The organism is Corynebacterium sp. ES2775-CONJ (assembly GCF_024814515.1).
Taxonomy (GTDB): Bacteria; Actinomycetota; Actinomycetes; order Mycobacteriales; family Mycobacteriaceae; genus Corynebacterium.
Genome location: NZ_JANUXT010000005.1, coordinates 23,626 through 44,740, shown reverse-complemented (window position 1 = coordinate 44,740; position 21,115 = coordinate 23,626). Strand labels below are relative to the sequence as shown.

The following is a 21,115-nucleotide window of genomic DNA, read 5'->3' as shown; positions in this document are numbered from 1 at the left end:
GCTAACTGCGAAAATAGCGATTCTCTATTAAAAGAGATTTCCTTGCAAGGATTTTCTTTTTAATGTATCTTGGGGCTGAAGATTACACTTAGAAAAGGCTCACAGTTTCTTATAAAGGAGTTCATGTGACTACCGACGATATCCTCGGCAAGGGCAAGCGCCCAGAACCAACCGGACCTACTACCCAACTGGGTGGACGCCCCGTTGCTTCCGAAAACGCTTCCATTACCCAAGGCCCACAAGGGGCCAGCGTGCTCAACGACTATCACCTTATTGAAAAGCTCGCCCACTTCAACCGTGAGCGCGTTCCAGAGCGCAACCCCCACGCCAAAGGTCACGGAGCTTTCGGTGAACTCCATATCACCCACGACGTGTCTCAGTACACGAAAGCCAAGCTCTTCCAGCCTGGAACCGTCACTCCCATGGTGGGTCGTTTCTCCACCGTCGCCGGTGAACAAGGTTCTCCCGATACCTGGCGTGATGTCCACGGCTTCGCCTTGCGCTTCTATACCGAAGACGGCAACTACGATATCGTAGGCAATAACACCCCCGTTTTCTTTATCCGTGACGGCATTAAATTCCCTGATTTTATTCACTCCCAGAAGCGCATGACCGCAGATGGTCTGCGTTCCCCAGATGCACAGTGGGATTTCTGGACTCGCACCCCAGAATCGGCTCACCAAGTCACCTATCTTATGGGTGATCGCGGTACTCCAACCTCCACCCGCCACCAGGACGGTTTTGGTTCTCATACCTTCCAGTGGATCAACGATGAGGGCACCCCAGTGTGGGTGAAATACCACTTCAAAACTCGTCAAGGCTGGCAGACCTTCACCGATGCTGAGGCCACCGAGAAGGCGGGAACCGATCCCGATCTCCACCGCGAGGATCTCTTCCAAGCGATCGATCGCGGCGACTACCCAATCTGGGATGTCAAGGTGCAGATTATGCCCTTCGAAGATGCGGAGACCTACCGTTTCAACCCCTTCGATCTCACTAAGGTGTGGTCGCATAAGGATTATCCGCTGATCGATGTCGGCTATTTCGTGCTGAATAAGAATCCCCAGAACTACTTTGCCCAGATTGAGCAACTTGCTCTCGATCCAGGCAACCTCGTTCCAGGTATTGGCTTAAGCCCTGATCGGATGCTGATGGCCCGTGCTTTTGCTTATGCTGATGCCCAGCGCTATCGCATTGGACCAAATTACCGTCAACTTCCGGTGAACCAGCCCCTTAAGCCTGTTAATACCTACACCCACCAGGGTCCGATGGAATATCAGTTCAACCCTGCTGGAGCCCCAGTGTATAGTCCCAACCGTTTTGATAAGGGCGCAGGCTATCTCGATGATGGAAAAACCTCGGCAAGTGGTGAGAGCTTAGGCCAGGCAGAGGATCTCTTTATCAACCCTGATCCTCATGGCACAGATCTGGTTCGTGCCGCCTACGTGGCCCATAAAGACGACGATGATTTTATCCAGGCGCGCACGTTATACCGCGATGTCATGGACGATAACGCTAAGGAGCGGTTAGCAGATAATATCACCAATGCCATGGTGGGAGTCTCTGCTGAGACTGAAAAGCGCTGCTACTGGTACTGGGAGCAAGTAGATCCGCAATTAGGTAAGCGAGTACGCGAGCTCTTCGCTACCAAGAAATAATCGCTGAAGTAACCAGTGAAATAATCGCTCAAGATCACAACCGGTGCGTAGCTTGTGGTGCGCACCGGTTTTCGTCTATGTTCCCCACTCCTTTACGCACCCCCGACCAGCTGCTTGAATCATATCCGCGCGTGCTCGAGCCACCCGAGAACGGATGGTGCCAATGCGTACGCCGGTAATATGAGCTGCCTCTTCATAGGAATAGCCCAAGACTTGGGTAAGTATGAGCGCCTCCCTGCGCTCAGCTGGCAGTTGTTCTATAAGAAGACGGGTATCAACCCACTCTGACCAATCACTAGGAGGTCTAGGGTGGACATGCTCAGGGCTGGTATCTGCAGATATGGGCCGTGAAGTCTCATGCCGAATACTATCGATCCACACCCGCCTAGCCAGGGAAAGTAACCACGTCCGAGCTGAGGACCTAGCTGCAAAGCGGGGTAGCGCCCCCATTACTCGAAGATAGGTCTCTTGGGTGAGATCATCGGCGTTTTCTCGGCCTCCCAGATGCGCGAGGAGTTCCCAAATATCGCCTTGGGTGGCTTTGATAAAGGAATTTAGCGCTTCCCGATCTCCCCGGCCTGCTTGCAGAGCGAGATCGGTAATCTCCTCATCGGTGGGAGCTGGGGTGGTCATAATATTAATTCTAACACTGTGGCAGGTGGGCTATTAGATGCCGAGAGAGAGGACTCTTAATAACAGTAGAAGCTGCTATTCTCACGAGATCGTAGAAAAGTAGAGGAGTCGTAGAACGCAGCTTGGCACGAAAAGCTCTGCACCCCTGGTATTCCACAAGTCTGATGAGGATACGTAAAGAATGAGTCTGCGTCGTGCTATACGGGAGGAGGGTAGACCTATTATTTAATTCTAGTAGGCGAAGAATATTTGAGGATTTCAGCCTGTTACATAGAGAGAATTAGTGTCCTTCACTTTTACATGAAACAAGCAGAAGTGAAAGGCCGAAAGAGGGCGGACCCGTAATGGACGTGCTTGGTGAGCATCACTGAAAAGAAGGTTGTATGCAATACAAATAAAGGATAAGCGCCGCAGCCATAAAAGAACCCTGCTTTCAGATTCGTGAGTATTCTTGGATAGTCCCAGACATTGAGGGTGTAGATGCGCTAGGCCGTGAGGGCACCGTGATGCTGGAGATAAAAGGAGCCGGTATATCAGACGCGCTGGATCGTCGGCCCTAAGCTCCACCATAAGGGAGAGGGTGTCAAAAGCATCGAGAGGTTTTCTTCCGTCGCTTAAGCGGATAGGAACGGCAGCGACTCCCTAAGGTAACGGGGGGAGGATCAGGGCCTCATGCGGAGATCGGTAGGCCAAATTGCAACGCAAGCTGCGTATAAACCTAGTGGTAATAACAGAAAAATGCCCGCATAATCAGAAGGTAGTCGCCAGGATGAGAGTCTCTCCATAGTTGCTTCCCCTTGCGATCCTGTGTGGCGGATTGTCAGCTCCCGTATGACTAAGGGATGACAAGAAAAAACCCGCCCCATATAGCTGAGGCGGGTCATGGTGGACGATTACTATGAATCTTCGGTGGCAGTTTGATACAAGCTACGGCCCATAATGAAGGAGCCCACCGCCACCACAACTAGGATGGCAATAATAGCTAGGATCCCACGGACAAGATCGCCGAAAACAAAACCTTCACGGTAGAAATTCACCATCAGTTTCGCAATGATCAAGAGCGGGAGACCAATATTAATTCCAGTGGAAAAAAGGTTGGCAGCAGTCATGGGGTCGTAGCGCTTGCGCCAGAGAGCAACGGCAGTGATAAACATTAAGAGCCCTGAGATGAGCACCAAGATGCCGGCAATAGTTTCAATAATCATGGTTTAACGACGCCCCTTTGCGATAATACGAGCCACAGACATCGTGGGGAGAACACCGCCAGCAAGGGCGGCCAGCATTACTACTTCATAGGCGATCTGGGTGTCATGGAACATCGTCCACACCAAGTAAAGCCCGATCATTCCATAGAAGACCACATCGGAGATCACCGCGCGAGAGAACTCGTTGGCGGTGCTCAACATAGCCACCAGCGCAACCATGATGGAAAGAATCATAAGGACGGAGGAAGCAACAGCGAGATAGAAAAACATCGGTGAGTTACACCTGCTTTACGGGGACGGGGGCGGGATATTCCACCTCGGCGGATTCAAGATCGAGGGGAAGATTCTTCACCTTCGGCGACAGCTTCTCCTCCATATGAGCGAGATCGCGCAAAACGGCGCGAGGATCCGAGCCATAAACGGCGTGCACCATGAGGTGACGGGGGCCGGTTACTTGGTCGGGATCTTCGTCGATTAGCGTGATACTCATCGTTGCGGGAGTGATCGTGATGGAGCAGGCAAAGGCCGTAATCTCCCAGTCCTTCGTGACCCGCAACGGATAATAGACCACGCAGGGATCTACCTTTTTACTTCCAGTCAGGGTATCCCAAATCACCACCGAAGTGGCCAGCACCAGCTGCCATAATAGCCACGGAATATAAATAAAAGCATTCATATCTTTACCGTCCTGCCTGCACAAAGGAATCGGAGGCGACCGCAACCGGGGCACCCTTATCGCTGATCAGTACCGCCTGGGCATAAGCCTCAGTATCGAGAAGTTGCGCGGCCGCATCGTGGATCGCGCCCACGAGAGGGCCGGCGAAAATGAACATGGCCAAGGAGATCACCATCATCGACATCGCAGGAGCAATACGCCTAAAAGGTACGCGCAACGTTGAAGGAATACGGGATTTATTCATAACCCCACCCCAAAAGACCTTGCGCCACACGCGCAGCATGGCCAGGAAAGCAGCGAAGGAGGCGATCACCATCACCGCGAGAACGATCCATGCGGCAACCGAACCAGCTTGAGCCACAGCGATCATGATATAGAGTTTGCCCCACACACCGGAGAAAGGAGGGAAGCCAACAACCGAAAACGCGCCTGCTGCGAAGACCGCGGCCACCAGTGGATCGCGGTGCATAATGCCAGAGAGCTTGCGCAAGGAGTTATTGCCATACGTTTCCTCAATAGCTCCTGCAGTCAAAATCAGCGAGCCCAAAGTGATCATATGGTGCACCATATACAGAATGCCCGCAGCAAGGGCTATGCGTGCTTGGCCAGCGCTAAAGGCGAGAGTGACCAAGATAAAAGGCATTCCATTAACCATCTGATAGGACAGCACTCGGCGCATGGTATTCTCCGCCAAACCAGAGAATGAACCCACCACCATGCTGGCAACAGCGACCACAATGATGAGAGTGGCCCAACGCTGATCGAGATCGAAGATCACGGTATATATCCGGAAGAGGGCATAGACAGCCACCTTGGTATGCAGACCGGAGAAGAGCGCCATCACGCCCGCAGAGGTAGCGGGATAGGTACGCGGCAACCATGTGTGAACAGGGAAGATACCAGCCTTGACCACCAAAGCGATGACAACGATACCCATGGCTACGGTGGCAGGACCATGACCGGCTGCCACACCACGGAGGGCGGCTATATTGACTGTGCCCACAACGCCATAAACCACTGCCACGCCGGCGAGCAGGATGGTAGAGGTTGCTAAGTTCACTAGGACGAATGTGCGCCCCGCTGACAGGCGTGCCCAGGTGCCAGTCATGGCGAGCAGACCATAGGAGGGCAGCAGCATGACTTCGATGAACACGAAGAAGTTGAAGAGATCTGCGGTCAAAAGGGCACCCATCACTCCTGTGAGCAGCATGAGAGACAGTGCATTAAAGAATCGAGCCCGAGTTTCACCAACCACAATCGAGAACCAGTTGGCTACAAACGCCACAATGGAGGTGGTGACAATCATCAGGGCAGAGAATTGATCACCCACAAATGGGATGGCTACGCCGCCAATATAAAGGCCCACAGAATGCGCGATCACGCCGTGGCTAGCGGTCAGCGCATAAAGCCACAATCCGGCTAGGCCGGTGCCCACAGGCACGATGAGCATAAGAGCATCGCGGACTAAGCGCCACGGGATAACCGCGGCCAGACCGACGAATAATAGGGGGATACCCACAAAGAGTGGGAGAGTATACGCGTATTCCATTAAAAATCTTCTCCCTTCGCGCTCTTGGGGCTGCGATAAGGGGCGCGGCGGCGAGTTGCCTGATGCGCCTCGTGGGCGGCCACCTCAGCGGTGGTCGTGGAACGACCGAGAGTTTGCAGCGGCGAATCCTCGTCGCTAATCATCTCGGCCTCGGTATCATCCGTGCGGCCCACGCCAGCAAGAGTGAGCATGAAGGTGGTGGTGGCCATGGCGATCACGATAGCCGTGAGCACAAAAGCCTGGGGGAGAGGGTCAGCGGCGGCGCTGAGATCGGTGATCGACGGGAATGGTTCCCCGCGCCACGCAGTCACGCCAGCCGAGACGATGAGCAGGTTAGTGGCATGGCTAAAAAGCGTCATGCCCAAGATGATGCGCAACATGCCGCGCTGCAGGACCAGGTAGACACCACCTGCGGCAAGGATGGCGATGGTAGCTGAGAGAATCACTACTGCTTCCCTTCTTCCGAGTTGATGGCGTCTTGGTTAATGGCATCCTGGTGCATATCCGTATCAGCTTGCAAGGCAGCCGCCTCCCGGCGCGCTGCTTCTTCGATACGGTGCTGTTCCGGAGCCTCTTCAGCGTGGCGATCTTCAGGATCGAAATCACGGAAGGAATCTGGAACCTTCATGGGCTGCCAGAGAGGGGATTTCTCACGCGTGAAATTCAATTCTTGGTATTCCATGCCCGGGCGCAAATAGCCTCCCAGGGCATTAATAGCCATAGACAGCATGCCGATCACCGCAAGGTACACTCCGACGTCGAAAATGAGCGCCGTGGTGAGGTGCTGATCGCCGATATGGCCGTGAATGGCGTAGAGGAAAGAACCATGGCTAAGGCCAATAAAGCCTGCCACAACCGCGGTAATCACACCCGATGCGGTGAGATACACAGGCATAGCTACAGGGAAAATACGGTGATCGTGGGCATAGCTGATATAGATGAGCATCATGGCACAGCCAGCCACTAAGGCAGCAATAAAGCCACCACCAGGTTGGTTGTGTCCGCGCCAGAAAATGAGCACACTCACGATCAAGAGCACCGGAACCAAAACCTTCAGCAGGGTGCGCAGTGGAATGGAGTTCACGGTTGCCTGGCGGAAAGGCGCAGGGTGGGTACCGGGGTAGAAGGGGTAGCGCGGCATCGACGTCACAACTGCGGCGATTACAACCGCAGCCATGCCTAATACCGATAGTTCTCCTAAGGTATCGAGAGCACGGAACTCCACCAAGATGGTATTGACAACATTATCGCCGCCGGTGATCCCGGGAGCTTCGTTGAGATACCAGAGGCCGATTTCGCTGCGCTCGTGCCGGCCCAAAAGCATATAGGAACCCAAGAAGGTCATGATGCCCATGGCGATAGCAATGGGGGCTCCGAATACTTGCCGACGCTTCTTCGTTGGATGGAATTTATCCGGCTGCTGCCGGATAACCAACATCATGATCACAATGGTCAGTGCCTCAACTAGGAACTGGGTAAGAGCCACATCTGGGGCACCAAGCATGAGCATCTGGAAGGTCACACCAATACCGGCGGTACCCACGAGGAGGACCGCAGTAAGACGCAGGCGGGTCCGCACCAATCCCAGTAAGCTGAGGGCAATAATGAACAAAGGTATGAGATCAATCAGCGAATCGGTGCCCTCAATACGAGGACGAAGAGCCACCGAATCGATACCGCCATTGATGAGTCCCTGAATCGTTACTGCCGAGCCCAAGAGAATGATGAGGCCAAAGACATAGGCCAAATGCCGCGCCGGGGAGAGACGATCAGCCATGGTGCCAAAGATTTTGCCCACGGTGCTGGCCCCTTGATTAAATCGTTGCAGCAGATCATTGCCGCTAAATGGCAGGCTTTCGCGGTGCGTCATAAGCGCCCAGATTGCGTGACGGTAGTACACGCCGATGAAGCTCGCCACTAGAACCACGATGGAGATGATCAGCGGGATATTAATCCCGTGCCACAGGCTTAAATGCAGGTCAGGGGCGGTGCTAATAGTACCTACCGCGGCGGCGATCGGACGATCGAGAGCTGCTACGACTACTACGAGAGGTAGAGAGAGCAGGCCGGGGAGAGCCGCTGGTAGCCATAGGGAAAGCTTTGCTTCTTTGACCGCGCTCATATCTCGCTCGCCATCGATGAAGCCATCGAAGACAATGCGTGCGGAATAAGTAAAGGTGAAGAATGCGCCGATGGCGGCAGCGATGAGAAGCAGTACGACTCCCCAGTTTGCAAAGGGTGCTTCTTCAAAGGCTGCCAACATGCCTTCTTTTGAGATAAAGCCGAAGGTCGGAGGAAGAGCAGCCATGGAGCTCGCAGCAATCACCACTGAGGTGAATGTAAAGGGCAGATTGCGCCAACAGGAGCCGAGACGCTGGGAATCGCGGGTTCCCGTCTGGTGGTCTACCACGCCAATGAGCATAAAAAGGGAAGACTTGAACAGCGCGTGCGCCAAGGTGTGCACCAAAGCCGCAGCCAAAGCAAAGGGTGTACCTACACCGATTGTGGCTACAATCCAGCCGAGGTGGGAGACCGTGGAATAGGCCGTAAGCTTCTTCAGGTCCGTCTTTTGAATAGCAAAGAACGAGGACACAACGGCCGTGGTCATACCGACGATAATGAGCAGATAATTCCACATAAGAACCTCATGGAATACCGCAGAAAAACGCATCAGAACGTAAATGCCGGCCTTAACCACAGCTGCCGCGTGAAGAAATGCCGAAACAGGAGTAGCTGCGGCCATAGCTTCCGGAAGCCAGAAGTGGAAGGGGAGCTGAGCGGATTTTGTAAAAGCAGAAATCGCAATAAGCACCGCCAATACCATGGTCATCGTCGGCTTTTCCGCCCAGAAGGGAGAAGCCAAAATACCTGAGATCGATGTGGTTCCGGCTTGAGTTGCGGCGATGGCCATGGCTACTAGCAGGGTGAGCCCACCGATAAAGGTAAGAATCAGGGTGCGCTGGGAGCCCTTCTCGCCACCGGCGCCGCCGGAGCGGGCGATCAGCATGAAGGAGGCTAGGGACACTAATTCCCAAGCGATAAATAACACAAACGCATCATTGGCGAATACCAGCAGCAAGATCGAGGTCATAAACGCTGTCATGATGGTGTAGAAGCTGGTGTTGCCTTCACCATTAGAAAGGTATCCAGATGAATAAATGAAGACGACTGCACCGATGCACAGCGCAAGCAGTGCGAAGAAAACGCTAAGGGAATCAGCTCGCAACGCTAGGTTAATATCAATGCCGGAACCCAAAAGATTGGGAATCCAAGTATAACTATATTCGAGGGCGTTACCGGAGAAGATGGCATCGAGGTGCGGTACCAAAAGCGCTGCTGCCGCAATAAAAAGGGCAGCGAGCGGCCAGCCGGCACGGCGGTCGAGTATCCTCACCAACACAGGTGCCGCGGCAACGCCTAACGCCGACAGTAGTGGAATAACAATTAAAGACACGAGGCTTAAATCTCACCCCCAAGGTACACCAAGGTACCAAGGAGTTGACACCCCCTTCTAAGATCTCGCGGCCGAAGCGCACTGTCGCCGCAATTATTCATCCACCTAGAGAAACGATTGCGGTATAGCACATCATCTATCGGCCGTGCGGTGCTCTTATATCAGGGTGCCTGCTTTCATTAACTTGAAGGGACTATTTACCAACCGTGTAAACCTTACCAGAGTGCCCTAAAGGTCGTGCTAGTGCGCTATTTTTGTGAATCAAACTACTAGTGACCCACACGCCTTAATACTCTAAAGTGTAATGAACGTAACAGAGCTTGATAGATGGATCTTGCGGGAGTTACTCGGGGGTTCTCAGTTGATCGTAAATAATTCTTGAGTAGATCTTTCAGTAGGATGGACGGTGTGCCTTAGCCACCACCTGCGCTGCCCCCGATACCGTAGAGAACTATGAGCCAGCGTCGTATCTCACAAACCCTCCAGCGTATTATCGCTATCCTCCTCTTAAGCCTCCCCCTCGTGGTCGGAGCGATCTTTACCGTCCTCCAGGGCATTGACCCTGCTGATTCGTGGTCGCGGGGTGAGGAAAAATCAGGAGCCCCGCAAGCCGTCGACGATTCGGCTCTTATCCAAGCCCGACGAGCGGCAGGCGAAGCAAACTCCCAGGCCGGCTTCCTGATAGGCGGCACGAAAGAACTCGTCGATGCCACCGCAGCGATTGACGGCGCCACCGCGGATATAGAGGATCCAATTCGCCGCGCACGGGAAGGCTCCCAACAGCTGAGCCAAGGTTTGGTGGAATTGCAAAATGCCACCGGTAGCCTTGGCGCTGGGGCCACCGACGTTGCTAATGGTGTGGAACAGGCCGTGAACCAGGTGGTCGGCTTTGAAGTAGTGCGCGGGCAAATCATTAGCGCCCTCGATAACTATCTAGCCCAAATCGAGGACTCGAAGGATCCTGAAGTAATAGCTTTAAAAGGCAACCTCAAAGACCTTCGAGAGCGCGCCATGACTTTCCAGATTGACCCAGCTCTCAAAGGTCAGTTGGAAAAATTGCGCGACGGATCGCGAGAGGTAGCTAATCAGCTAGCTGCCCCAGGATTTGCCTATCATGACGGCGTCTATACCGCCACCAAGGGCTCCAAGGAATTAGCCGATGGGCTCGTCCAGTTAGAAAATGGGGCAGGTGAAGCCCTCCAAGCAGTCGAGCAGCTAAAGGGCGGGGCCGCTCGGATTAATGATATGGCCAATCTAACCAAAGATCGCATAGGAGCCGTACAACGCGCTATGCCTATTGCCCCAGTAGGAACTGAGCAGGCAGAGGAGCAGGGTATTACCAAAGCCCTAGCCCCCATGTATGGTTTTCTAATCGCAGCGCTCATCCTGCTCGGCTCCGCGCTTGCCAGCCGCAATCATAGGGTGATAATGGCCTTAACTACAGTTCTGATTTCTCTTGTCGGAGCCATTTCGTTCCATATTCTCACGACCGGAGCCTCCGTGGGAGATAGTGCGATGGTCGCGCTCATCCTCGGCCTCGTTTCCCTGGCATCAATGATGGCTGGGATGGTGCTATCCCGTCACTTTAGCGACGTTGTGGCCCAGATTCTGAGCCTGGTTATAGCAGTCGGGCAGATCGCTGTGGTGGGCTGGGCCTGGCATCTCGCCGCTATCAACGAAACTCACAGTACCTGGATGGCACTGAGTGCGCTATTCCCAGTACACTATCCCACGGCTGCGCTGGTAGCACTTGGAAACTCTGGATCGCAGGCTGCTGTTATTCTCGCGATTGGTGTCTTGATCGGGTTTAACCTTGCTGCGCTGGGCAGCCTATGGATGACAAAGAAGACGCAGGCATAAAAAATCCCCCTCAAGGTACCCGCAGTGTTCTTGAGGGGGATTTTTATCGCTTTAAACTTTCGAACTGAGCATCTTTACATGGCGGTACAAGCCCGCTACAAGGCCAGCGAAGACGATAATACCGATGAGCTTGGTGGCCTCGCCGAAGTCGAAGAGGGCCAGAGGCTCCTCGGAGCCAGTGGCGCCAATGATGCCCGCATTAAGGACACCAAAGAGGGATTCGCCCACAATAAGTCCCGTGGCCAGAAGAGTACCCATGCGTTTGGAGAACTCAGGATTATTTTGTTTATCGGCCCAGTGGTTATAAGCACGACCCAAGAAGGCGCCAATTGGAATAATCAGCGTCAAGGCGATTGGGAGGTACATGCCCATACCCACAGCTAGTGGGGGGAGGGTATAGCGGGCCTGAGTAGTTTTCCGCAAAGTCTCGTCGATAATAATGACAACGACACCGATTAGGGCACCCAGACCGATCCGTGACCAGTCAAGGGAGCTACCTAAGATTCCGTTGGCAACCGACGATAAGAGGGAAGCTTGGGGTGCGGCGAGGGCATTCTCCCCCGCACCTTCCATACCCACAAAGCCGAAGCCAGAGAGCATAAGCTCGAGCACAAGGGGGATTACCAAAGAGCCGAACAGCACACCGATTACTAGGGCTACCTGCTGCTTCCAGGGGGTAGCGCCGACGAGTTGGCCGGTCTTGAGGTCTTGCAAATTGTCGTTGGCAATCGTAGCCATGCCAAAGACCACAGCGGATGTAAAGAGCGTATAGGCCACCAGCGCGAGCGCATTACTATCAGCCTCATCGCCGGTTACGGCCTTAATGAGCAGCGCAGCAGCCAAAACCACGATGATACCGACGCCCGAGATAGGGGAGTTGGAGGCACCGATCAGACCCGCCATATACCCGCAGACCGAAGCCACCAGCAATCCGATGAGCAGGACGAAGAGAATACTCAGCAGCACCAGGGTGGTGGTGTGATGGGCGATCTCGGTGACATTAACGAAGAGATATAAAAGAGCACCGATGGGCAGCATCGAAGCTAAAATAACGCCAACAACGATCTTAAAAGGAATATCGCGCTCAGTAATAGGCACCTCCTGGCCACTATGCCGCAGCTGAGAGGAGGAGATGGATTCCTTGATGCCTTTAATGATGGGGCCGATGATTTTAGCGAGTGTCCACACCGCGGCTACTGCCATGGTGCCAGCACCAATAAAGCGCACTTCGGTACCAAAGGTGGTGCTCACAGCGGTGGCAAGCTCTGTGCCGGAGGTTATACTTGCGGCCGAGAAATATGGCAAAAGGACGCCATAAGAAATCAGGAGCCCCGCAATCATGGCCACACCTACACCAACACCCACTAGGTGGCCCACGCCGATAAGGGCTAGCGAAAAGGAACCGCCGATCATGGTGCCGCCAGCAAAAACCCTAAAAGGATAGGAAACCCCACCAACAACTGCTTTCATGGCTGCTAAGAGAGCAAATCCTGCCGAGGCCAAACCGCCGGCGATGATTACTTTCAATCCCTGCTGGTTTTCAGCTGCAGCCGATCCATCGGCGCTGCTATCGCCAACCTTGAGCACCTCAGCGGCCGCCACTCCTTCGGGATACGGCAGGTCTGAGCCGGTAACGAGAGCGCGGCGCAAAGGAATGGAGTACATCACGCCTAACGTGCCGCCGAGGGCGCATACAGCGGCGGTGGTGAAATAAGGGAATCCAGACCAGAAACCGATCATGACTAAACCAGGGAGGACGAAGATAATGGCCGAGAGCGTGCCTGCTGCGGAAGCGATAGTCTGGACAATATTATTTTCTACCACCGAGTGATCGGCGAATCGGCGCAGCACAGCCATGGAGATGACGGCAGCTGGGATAGAGGTAGCGAAAGTAATACCAACCTTGAGGCCTAAATAAACATTGGCCGCAGTAAAAATGAGAGTTATAAGACCACCGAGAATGATGGAGCGAATTGTTAATTCGCGGACATCACGAGAGGTCTGTGTATGAGTAAGAGACACGCGTCCGCCTTTCTGCTACCTGAAGTGAGGGTGTGGAAACTGTTGAGAAAACAATCTCCAATTTCGTAGCTGCAAAGGAAAGTGCTGACACCAAGACGCGAGCAAAAACGGTGCTAGTAAATCTCGGAGCGACCTCCATCTTCTTGCGAAAATAAGCCCCAAAATCGGCGATTGATATCGAAAATCCTAAGCTATACCTATCAGATTGTCTATTTGTGTATACATTCACAGATATAAGGACAACGGGTTAATCGGCAGCGACGAGATTGAGCCTTCGGCAGTGCTTGGAGGGTGTTTAGAAATATATCCGCGGCGAGAACACTGTAAACTCTTTGCTGAAAAATGTGACAAACCCTACTATCTCATGATTGTAAGAAGTAGGTATTGCGAGTCGGTATAACGAGGTCACCCGCAACTAGGATCGGTCAGCCAATGTCGGCCTAATTGGGCGTGCTAATTGCGTCATGGCATTGCGCCCGCGCAACTCCACCGATTTCATTAAGGTCCACCGCGCCTGCTCAGCTTCATTGGCTAATCTTAAAGTTGCCGCGTTGGTAATAACCGCTCCAGGGGTATCCTTGGCAATCTCCGTTAGGCGTGCCGCCGCGTTAACAGCATCGCCGATAACGGTGTATTCAAAACGGTTCTGACCTCCAATATGGCCGGCCACTACGGTTCCAGCCGTCACCCCAATACCAGCCTCGAGTCGCATCCCTTTTAAACCTTGACGCAGTTCTCGAGCCGCTTGCAAAGCGTGACCAGCATAATCCGATAAGGCCAAGGGCGCTCCAAAGACCGCGAGTGCAGCGTCGCCCTGAAATTTATTGATAAACCCCTTATTGCGGTGCACCACCTCAACCACATGTTCGAAGAATCGATTTAATTCCTCAACGACCTCTTGGGGATCATTATCTACCGCAAAGGTTGTCGAACCGATAACGTCGACAAAAAGCACCGCCACTTCGCGATTCTCTCCACCTAATTCCGGCCGCTCCTCCAAAGCGCGTCTGGCTACCTCAATACCAACATAGCGGCCAAAAATATCGCGGACTCGTTGACGTTCTTTGAGCCCCCGCATCATTTCGTTAAAGCCCGCCTGTAAGGAACCGATTTCGGAGCCATCATAAATATCTACTTGAACATCCGTATCTCCGTGGCGCACCTTATTAATAGCGGCTTTGAGTTCCACAATTGGATCCACCACGCTCATGATAACCAACGTGGTTCCCAAAAATCCGGCTGTTAATGCCGCAATAGCCAAAGCTGCAATCGCTGGAATAAGAGCATCCAAGCGCCCCAGGAAATACCCATAACGGTGGCCTACTAAAAGCAATAGAATTCCCAATATAGGGATCGCAGAAGTAAGTGCCCACGTCAATCGTAAACGGAATTTAATCGGCGGTTCCAGTGTGGAATCTTCAAAACGACGTGCCATGGCTGCTGCCGCAATCGGGCGCACGATCCGTTCCGATTCCAGGTAGGTAAACATCGCCGCCATGAGCGTGGTAAACAGCATGGAAACTACTAAGACGACAGCTAATTTGGGGGAGGTGCGGGCGGAGAAAAAGCCCATGATCGCCGTTCCTAGCGCCCAAAAAAGCACACAAATAGCAGTTTGATAAAAGGGTATGCGCATGACTAGATTGCGTACCATATTTGGATCGTGGCGATCCGGATCACGCTGCCAGTCAAAGATGGGGCGGAAGAGGATAAAGGTCGCGATCGTTCCTGTGGTGACCGCCGTGATTAGCAGCAAAGACCCAATGGGTTCCATGTGTGGAGCCTGGGCTAAAATATCGAAACTATCCACCGGCAGCAGCACATTAACAAAAGCCATAATGCCTATAGCGGCTAACAGGTTCGAACTAATGATCGTGGCCGTATATAGGGGCCACGAAGTCTTGGCCAGCCAGGACACGAATCCCCACATTTTTTCCATGGCCCTAACTTTAACCGCCTTGAACCCGTGGCACCCAACGAAAAGTTGATAATGCTAATACGCTGGGAAGCGTGACCGACTCTTCAGTACCCGATATCTTTAATCAACTCGGCATTAATGCACGCGTTGCTGAGGAACTACGCCGTGCTGCAGCAGCCGCACGTGCAGGTTCCGCCTCTAGTGCCATGACCCATGCGTGGCTATTTACCGGCCCACCGGGCTCGGGGCGTTCGGTTGCAGCCCTCGCTTTTGCCGCCGCTCTCGAATGCACCGGTCCCGTACCAGGTTGTGGCCGCTGCGAAGCGTGTACAAAAGTGGGGCGCGACGCCCACACCGATGTTGTCCATATTATCCCGCGTGAACTCTCCATTGGTGTGGAGATGATGCGCCGCGAGGTCATCGAACCAGCAGCAGGGCTTCCCACCGTGGGGCGGTGGCGTATTGTGATTCTTGACGACGCCGACCGGCTGACCGAACAATCCGCCAACGCGCTGCTCAAAACTGTCGAAGAACCACCCGCTCGTACCGTCATCATTTTATGCGCACCGTCGCCTGACGATATTATTCCCACCCTCTTCTCCCGCTCGCGGCATATCTACGTCCCCCAGCCCACCCGCGATGAAGTGGCTGCGATTCTCATACGAGACGGCATCCCTACCGAGGTCGCGCACCTCGCCGCGGCAGCCAGTGGCCACCATATTGGTCGCGCCAGACACTTAGCCCGGGACGAAAAAACCAGAGAACGCAGATACGCGATCCTCAACCTCGCCGAACTCATAGGCCACGGGGATCAAGCTTTCCAAGCAGTGACTGATATCGTAAAAAGCGCGAAAAAATTTGCCATAGATAACCTCGCGCCCGAAAACGAGCGCGAGATTGATAAACTGCGGCTCGCCCTTGGTATGGGAGCCAAAGGAAAAGGGGCGCACAAAGCACTCGGGGGCGCAGCCTCCCACATCAAGGAACTTGAAGCAAAACAAAAGAAGCGTGAAACGCGCGCCATTCGCGATGTGCTGGATATGCAACTAGTAGATCTCATGGGTCTTTACCGCGACGCTTTAATGATCGCCTCTCAGTCCCCCATCGATCCCATCCACCCCGATATGGAAGGGCTTGCTAGAGAGCTTTCCGCCATTGGAGTTGAAGGGCTGATCGCTTCGCTCGATGGAATCCAGAAATGCCGTGAGGCTTTTAGCTTCAATGTGCGCCCCGAGGCTGCGCTGGATGCGATGGTGGGGCGACTGAGGATCGCTGCCAAGGTGAGCTAATAAGCGATTTGGAAAATCTGCACAGTTATCATGTAGAATCACCGCGTGGACTAAGAGCTACTTCCCGTTGTGGAAGAGAGCTCGTTTGCGCCGCCTTAGCTCAGTCGGTAGAGCGTTTCACTCGTAATGAAAAGGTCGTGGGTTCGATTCCCACAGGCGGCTCCATTATCCAGTCCAAACGGATACATGCTGTTGTTGGGCTGGCGCTGGCCGGGTGGCCTGTTTTCCCTTGATATTGCGTGAAAGTGAGTGTCCGGCTTTTCGTACCCGGCACGTAGTGCGTGTGACAGGGCGCTTTTGCGGCTGAGGGTGGTCTGAGGGCGGTGAGTTCATCTAGTTTTGGGGTGGCTGAGGCACTAGTCGTTTTGCAGTATGCCTAAACGTTTCACAGTACGCCTAACCGCTTAGCAGTATGGTGGTGACCCCATCAATAGAATGGGCGAACTCGAAGTTGGGAACAAGGTCTCCCATCCTGAGTGGGACCGGTCACCCTCAGCGGCTGAGAAACTTAAGGGCTCAAGAACGAAGAACATAAAACATCTTCCATACTTGGTGCCGCAAGCCCGACCGCCGCCTATTCAACGTAATGACCAAAGGCAGTGGGGATGCACGCACCCAGCCTCTCTACTTTTCTCATCACCACAGCCGGGTCCGACACCACCAGCATGTACTACGAGACACACTAATAAGCTAGGGACATCCTTGAGGGCCGCAAGATTGACCCGACCTTCTATCCGGTCATATACGGGGCAGCCCAGGATGACGACTGGACCGATGAGGACGTACGGGCACGAGCCAATCCGAGCTTGGCATCACGGTCGGCATCGACAAAGTACGAGCAGCCTGTCAAAACGCCAGGCAGAATCCGGCTGAGGAAAACTCTTTCCGTCAGCTACGTTTGAACCAGTGGGTCAAACAATCCGAGCGATGGATGCCCATGGCAGCCTGGGACGCGTGCTAACGCCCCTTCACTGTAGAGCAGCTCAAAGGTAGGGTCTGCTACGGTGGCCTAGACCTTTCATCCACGACCGATATTACGGCATTCGTTTAAGTCTCCCCACCCACCGAGACTGATGAGCCTTATTTCGTAGTCCCACACTTTTGGATACCCGAAGACTATATTGATAAACATGACCTCAAAGACCGCGTGCCCTACGACCTGTGGGAATGCCAAGGCCACTTAAACCTCACCGAAGGCAACGTGGTTTACTACGATGCAATCGAACAACATATCGAGCAGCTTAGTGAGGAGTATGACCTGCGGGAAGTAGCTTTCGACAGGTGCGGCGCAGTCCAAATGACCCAAAACTTCGACCACATGGGCTTAACCGTCGTCTCTTTTGGGCAAGGCTTTAAGGACATGAGCCCACCAACCAAAGAACTGACGAAGCTCGTGTTGGAGGGCAAAATGGCCCATGATGGTCGCCCGGTGCTGCGCTGGATGATGGACAACATTTTCATCCGACACGACCCAGCTGGGAACATCAAAACCGACAAAGAAATAGAGCACCGAGAAGATTGACGGCGTGGTGGCCACCATCATGGGACTCGACCGCGCTATCAGATGCGGCGCAGGCCCAGCCAGTGAGTCGGTCTATGACAGTCGTGGGCTACTTATGCTCTAGGAAATTTGTATCAGTCAAATCCGGATAGCATGACGTTCCATACAACTTTATGGTTGAGAGTGATTCATTATTGCTCGCTCCACGTAGTAAGAACAGAAAGAAGCGCCTTACGCAAAACAGTGGTTCTCGTCGCTGAGGCACTTGTTTTGTCGGCTTAGGAGTTGCCGGACATGAATCTCCCCAGGAATCACCAGAATTCTGGAACGAAACGCAAGGAGAAATGTTATGAAATTCACGAGGAGTACCTTCTACTCGATCACCGCAGTGGCTAACGCTTGTGCACTGTCTATCACGACCGCAGGTTTCGCCGTTGCTGCAGAAGCGCCCACGACGGGAAATCAAATTACGCAGGTCTCTAGCCTCGAATATGCCGGCGAGCTAAATGAGACTGAACTTGAAATGGCTTTTAGCCTCATCGAGTCGATTCTCGACAGCGCGCTGAAGGACGAGGAGTCTTTTGAGCAGTGGAAGAGCGGGAAGCTTCAATTTGTTGGACAACCTCGAGCGAGTGTAGGTGCGTGCGCATGGGGCATCATCAAGGCCCTCGTCGCAAACGTGTTCGTGTTTTCGAAAGTTGCCAAGTTGAAGACCGTCATTAATGCGGCTGGCGGCGCACGCGCGGCAGCTAAAACAGCGATCAATGCTTACAAGGTTGTTCGCAATGAGAAAAAAATTGAGCCGTTCGAAGGCCATCGCAGAAGCCAGTTAAGCTGTTGCTATCAATAGCGGAGAACAGGCAGCCAGTCTTGTTCTCGAATTTTCTCCTTTGATGGCGTTGTCGACGGTTGCTTTAGCGACTGATCTGAGCTGGTGATAAGAATGTCAAAAGACCTCAACGAAAACCTGTTCTGGGTCGGCATTTCCTGCCTACTTCTATCATCTATTTCCGCAGGTATCTCCTGGCCGGGAAGATGGTGGGTGGCCATACCTTTGATGATCTGCTCCGCTGTTTGCGGTCTGACTTATATGGCGCAGACGCTTAAGTGGCGGCGTTCTAAAAATAATTAGCAGTCGCATAAGAGTTGCTTACAGCTAGGTCTCGTAAGCCTAAATAACTCGCCTGCGTACCGCGACTGCAAACACCAACCAATCCATGTGGGGTGTGAAACCTAACCTAGGTTCTCACACCCTACATTTGTTTTTCACGAATGGAGTATCTGATGGGCTTCCTATCCTGGCTCGGCCTCAAACCACCAGACCCACCCACAGCGTCCAACTCGTGGTCTTTGATGAACACTGAGTTTTTCGCTTCTCTTACGTCTTCGGTTAAAACAGTGACGGAGCGCTAGGCGATGCAGATGACCGCTGTCTACGCCTGCGTCTGCATCCTCGCCGAAGCCGTCGCATCCTTGCCGTTGCACCTGTATCAGCAGCGCGAAGGCACAACTGGCGGCAACGAGCGGGCAGTGGGGCACCCCTTGTACCGGGTGCTGCATGATGAGCCCAATGCGGAAATGACCTCCTTCGTATTCCGCGAAACCCTCATGACCCACCTGCTGCCGTGAGGTAACGCCTATGCCCAAGTCATCCGCAATGGCCGAGGTGAGGCCATCGGCCTTTACCCGTTGCTGCCTTCGCAGATGGTGGTGAACCGAGACCCAGACACCGGTCTACTCAGGTACACCTACCGCCCGCAGACCACCGGTAAACCGCCGGTGGTTGTTTTATCCCCAGCCGACGTCCTCCACATTCCTGGCCTCGAGTCTGATGGGCTGCTTGGTTACAGCCCGATTCAGATGGCCGGGAACGCGATCGGCATGGGACTAGCTTGTGAGGAATACGGGGCACGGTTCTTCGCCAACGGCGCCGCCCCTAGTGGGGTACTCGAGCATCCGGGCACGATTCGTGACCCAGCGAGGGTGCGGGAGTCATGGCAGTCCACCTTCGGCGGGTCTGAGAACGCCGGCAAGATCGCCGTACTCGAAGAGGGCATGAAATACACGCCGATCGGCATCAGCCCGGAGCAAGCGCAGTTCTTAGAGACCCGCAAGTTCCGGATCAACGAAATCGCCCGCATCTTCCGCATTCCACCTTCGACCCCTGGGTCATCAGGTGGGAACAAGCCCTCACCAAAACACCGCTCACCGGCCCAGATCGCGACCACTACTCAATCGCCTTCAACCTTTAGGGCCTGCTGCGCGGGGATTACGCGAGCCGGATGCAGGGGTATGTGGTCGCTAGGCAGAACAGGTGGATGAGTGCCAACGACATCCGCCAGCTCGAAAACTTGGATTTGATTCCAACCGAGGATGGCGGGAACTTGTATCTGGTCAACGGCAACACGCTCCCGCTATCCCAAGCCGGTAGCTACTACACCTATCTCCAAATGCGGGACAGTCAACTAGAAACACAACCTAATGAACCCGACAGTGACCCTAAGGAGGATGCAGATGACGGCGACAACGCGAGCCGACCCCACACCGAAAACCCTGAATAATGCCAGGCGCTTTTGGGATTACACCACCGCCTCGGATGGCAAGCGCGTACTTGAACTGCGTGGTCCGATTGCGCCTGAGTCCTGGTTCGCAGGCGAGGCCACACCGGCTGAGTTCTGCGACGAACTCACGAGCGGTAACGGTGACATTATCGTGTGGATTAACAGCCCTGGTGGGTATGTGATCGCAGCTGCCGAGATTTATTCGATGCTCATGGATTACCCAGGCCACGTCACCGTCAAAATCGACGGCCTCGCCGCCAGCGCCGCCTTCGTGACTGCGATGGCGGGTAGTGAGGTGTTGATGTCGCCGGTGGTGATGTTGATGATTCACAACCCTACGACCGCCGCGATCGGCGATAGCGAGGGAATGCTCCGCGCAATCAACATGCTCGCCGAAGTCAAGGGAAGCATTCTCAATGCTTATGAGCTCAAGACGGACATGAACCGTGCGGAGTTGTCGGAGTTGATGGATGCGGAAACCTGGATGGACGCTCGCAAAGCCATTGAGCAGGGCTTCGCAGACGCCTCATCAGCCCCGGTAGCTCGTTTCCAGCCGCACAGCCGGATGCGGGCATGTCAGCGATGGTGTTCTCGAGGCGTGCAGTCACCAACAGCCTGCTGGATGCCATCAACGCCGGCCAGCCCGTGGAGCAAGAGGTATCGCCTTCAGTAAGTGAGCCTGACCCGCCGCCTGCTGGTCGCACGGGCGCTGACCTATTATCCGCCCTCGATTACTTGAAGCCCTAGCGCCCGATGCGCCAGGGCTTTTCTTATACCCACCTTCGTGTT

Annotated in this window: 13 protein-coding genes, 1 tRNA gene and 3 pseudogenes; 8 read left to right on the top strand and 9 right to left on the bottom strand. The window is 54.0% G+C overall.

Features of this window, described 5'->3' with window-relative positions; translation table 11 throughout:
- The first annotated feature begins 125 nt into the window (after positions 1-125).
- Positions 126-1,658, top strand: a complete 1,533-nt coding sequence (locus NXT01_RS07025) for a catalase (protein ID WP_259079062.1) — start codon at positions 126-128, stop codon at positions 1,656-1,658.
- Positions 1,659-1,733: 75 nt separating this feature from the next.
- Here the strand turns inward: NXT01_RS07025 and NXT01_RS07020 are convergent, their stop codons facing one another.
- From NXT01_RS07020 to NXT01_RS06990, 7 genes are all read right to left on the bottom strand, one after another.
- Entirely contained in the window at positions 1,734-2,291 is a 558-nt protein-coding gene (locus NXT01_RS07020) for an RNA polymerase sigma factor (protein WP_259079057.1), read from the bottom strand.
- Between the two features lie 896 nt (positions 2,292-3,187).
- On the bottom strand, positions 3,188-3,496 hold the full coding sequence (locus tag NXT01_RS07015) for a Na+/H+ antiporter subunit G (protein WP_259079055.1): 309 nt from the start codon (positions 3,494-3,496) through the stop codon (positions 3,188-3,190).
- A 3-nt stretch (positions 3,497-3,499) separates the two neighbouring features.
- Positions 3,500-3,766 carry a cation:proton antiporter gene (locus NXT01_RS07010; protein ID WP_259079053.1) on the bottom strand — a complete coding sequence of 89 codons (267 nt, stop codon included), beginning with the start codon at positions 3,764-3,766 and terminating at the stop codon, positions 3,500-3,502.
- A 7-nt stretch (positions 3,767-3,773) separates the two neighbouring features.
- Positions 3,774-4,172 (bottom strand): monovalent cation/H+ antiporter subunit E, encoded by a 399-nt coding sequence (locus tag NXT01_RS07005; RefSeq protein WP_259079050.1) that lies wholly within the window; start codon positions 4,170-4,172, stop codon positions 3,774-3,776.
- Between the two features lie 4 nt (positions 4,173-4,176).
- Positions 4,177-5,721: a monovalent cation/H+ antiporter subunit D family protein gene (locus NXT01_RS07000; RefSeq protein WP_259079048.1), complete on the bottom strand. Its 1,545-nt coding sequence runs from the start codon at positions 5,719-5,721 to the stop codon at positions 4,177-4,179.
- Complete coding sequence (locus tag NXT01_RS06995; RefSeq protein WP_259079046.1) at positions 5,721-6,167, bottom strand: cation:proton antiporter subunit C; 447 nt, start codon at positions 6,165-6,167, stop codon at positions 5,721-5,723. Before NXT01_RS06995 ends, NXT01_RS07000 begins: the two co-directional genes overlap by 1 nt.
- Complete coding sequence (locus tag NXT01_RS06990; protein ID WP_259079044.1) at positions 6,167-9,175, bottom strand: DUF4040 family protein; 3,009 nt, start codon at positions 9,173-9,175, stop codon at positions 6,167-6,169. The genes NXT01_RS06995 and NXT01_RS06990 overlap by 1 nt, the downstream gene beginning before the upstream one ends.
- 453 nt (positions 9,176-9,628) lie before the next feature.
- On the opposite strand from NXT01_RS06990, the gene NXT01_RS06985 reads away from it, so the two are divergent.
- On the top strand, positions 9,629-11,035 hold the full coding sequence (locus NXT01_RS06985; RefSeq protein ID WP_259079042.1) for a hypothetical protein: 1,407 nt from the start codon (positions 9,629-9,631) through the stop codon (positions 11,033-11,035).
- Between the two features lie 51 nt (positions 11,036-11,086).
- Here the strand turns inward: NXT01_RS06985 and NXT01_RS06980 are convergent, their stop codons facing one another.
- Together NXT01_RS06980 and NXT01_RS06975 are read right to left on the bottom strand one after the other, a co-directional pair.
- Positions 11,087-13,057 (bottom strand): OPT family oligopeptide transporter, encoded by a 1,971-nt coding sequence (locus NXT01_RS06980; RefSeq protein WP_259079040.1) that lies wholly within the window; start codon positions 13,055-13,057, stop codon positions 11,087-11,089.
- 415 nt (positions 13,058-13,472) lie between these two features.
- On the bottom strand, positions 13,473-14,996 hold the full coding sequence (locus tag NXT01_RS06975) for an adenylate/guanylate cyclase domain-containing protein (protein ID WP_259079038.1): 1,524 nt from the start codon (positions 14,994-14,996) through the stop codon (positions 13,473-13,475).
- A gap of 71 nt (positions 14,997-15,067) precedes the next feature.
- Here NXT01_RS06975 and NXT01_RS06970 point away from each other — a divergent pair, with 71 nt between their 5' ends.
- From NXT01_RS06970 to NXT01_RS06940, 6 genes and pseudogenes are all read left to right on the top strand, one after another.
- A complete protein-coding gene (locus tag NXT01_RS06970) occupies positions 15,068-16,264 on the top strand; it encodes a DNA polymerase III subunit delta' (protein ID WP_259079036.1) in 1,197 nt (398 codons plus the stop codon).
- A gap of 89 nt (positions 16,265-16,353) precedes the next feature.
- Positions 16,354-16,429, top strand: a tRNA-Thr gene (locus tag NXT01_RS06965).
- Positions 16,430-16,826: 397 nt separating this feature from the next.
- Positions 16,827-17,889, top strand: a pseudogene (locus NXT01_RS09430) (terminase TerL endonuclease subunit); the annotation flags it as partial.
- A 225-nt stretch (positions 17,890-18,114) separates the two neighbouring features.
- Positions 18,115-18,615 (top strand): hypothetical protein, encoded by a 501-nt coding sequence (locus tag NXT01_RS06955; protein ID WP_259079030.1) that lies wholly within the window; start codon positions 18,115-18,117, stop codon positions 18,613-18,615.
- Positions 18,616-19,049: 434 nt separating this feature from the next.
- Positions 19,050-20,326, top strand: a pseudogene (locus tag NXT01_RS06950) (phage portal protein).
- Positions 20,280-21,073: pseudogene (locus NXT01_RS06940) on the top strand (head maturation protease, ClpP-related). Before NXT01_RS06950 ends, NXT01_RS06940 begins: the two co-directional pseudogenes overlap by 47 nt.
- Positions 21,074-21,115 lie beyond the last annotated feature (42 nt).

Coding starts and splice junctions, on each gene's coding strand:
- NXT01_RS07020 (WP_259079057.1), bottom strand. CDS start 2,291: ATGACCACCCCAGCTCCCACCGATGAGGAGATTACCGATCTCGCTCTG.
- NXT01_RS07015 (WP_259079055.1), bottom strand. CDS start 3,496: ATGATTATTGAAACTATTGCCGGCATCTTGGTGCTCATCTCAGGGCTC.
- NXT01_RS07010 (WP_259079053.1), bottom strand. CDS start 3,766: ATGTTTTTCTATCTCGCTGTTGCTTCCTCCGTCCTTATGATTCTTTCC.
- NXT01_RS07005 (WP_259079050.1), bottom strand. CDS start 4,172: ATGAATGCTTTTATTTATATTCCGTGGCTATTATGGCAGCTGGTGCTG.
- NXT01_RS07000 (WP_259079048.1), bottom strand. CDS start 5,721: ATGGAATACGCGTATACTCTCCCACTCTTTGTGGGTATCCCCCTATTA.
- NXT01_RS06985 (WP_259079042.1), top strand. CDS start 9,629: ATGAGCCAGCGTCGTATCTCACAAACCCTCCAGCGTATTATCGCTATC.
- NXT01_RS06975 (WP_259079038.1), bottom strand. CDS start 14,996: ATGGAAAAAATGTGGGGATTCGTGTCCTGGCTGGCCAAGACTTCGTGG.
- NXT01_RS06955 (WP_259079030.1), top strand. CDS start 18,115: ATGAAATTCACGAGGAGTACCTTCTACTCGATCACCGCAGTGGCTAAC.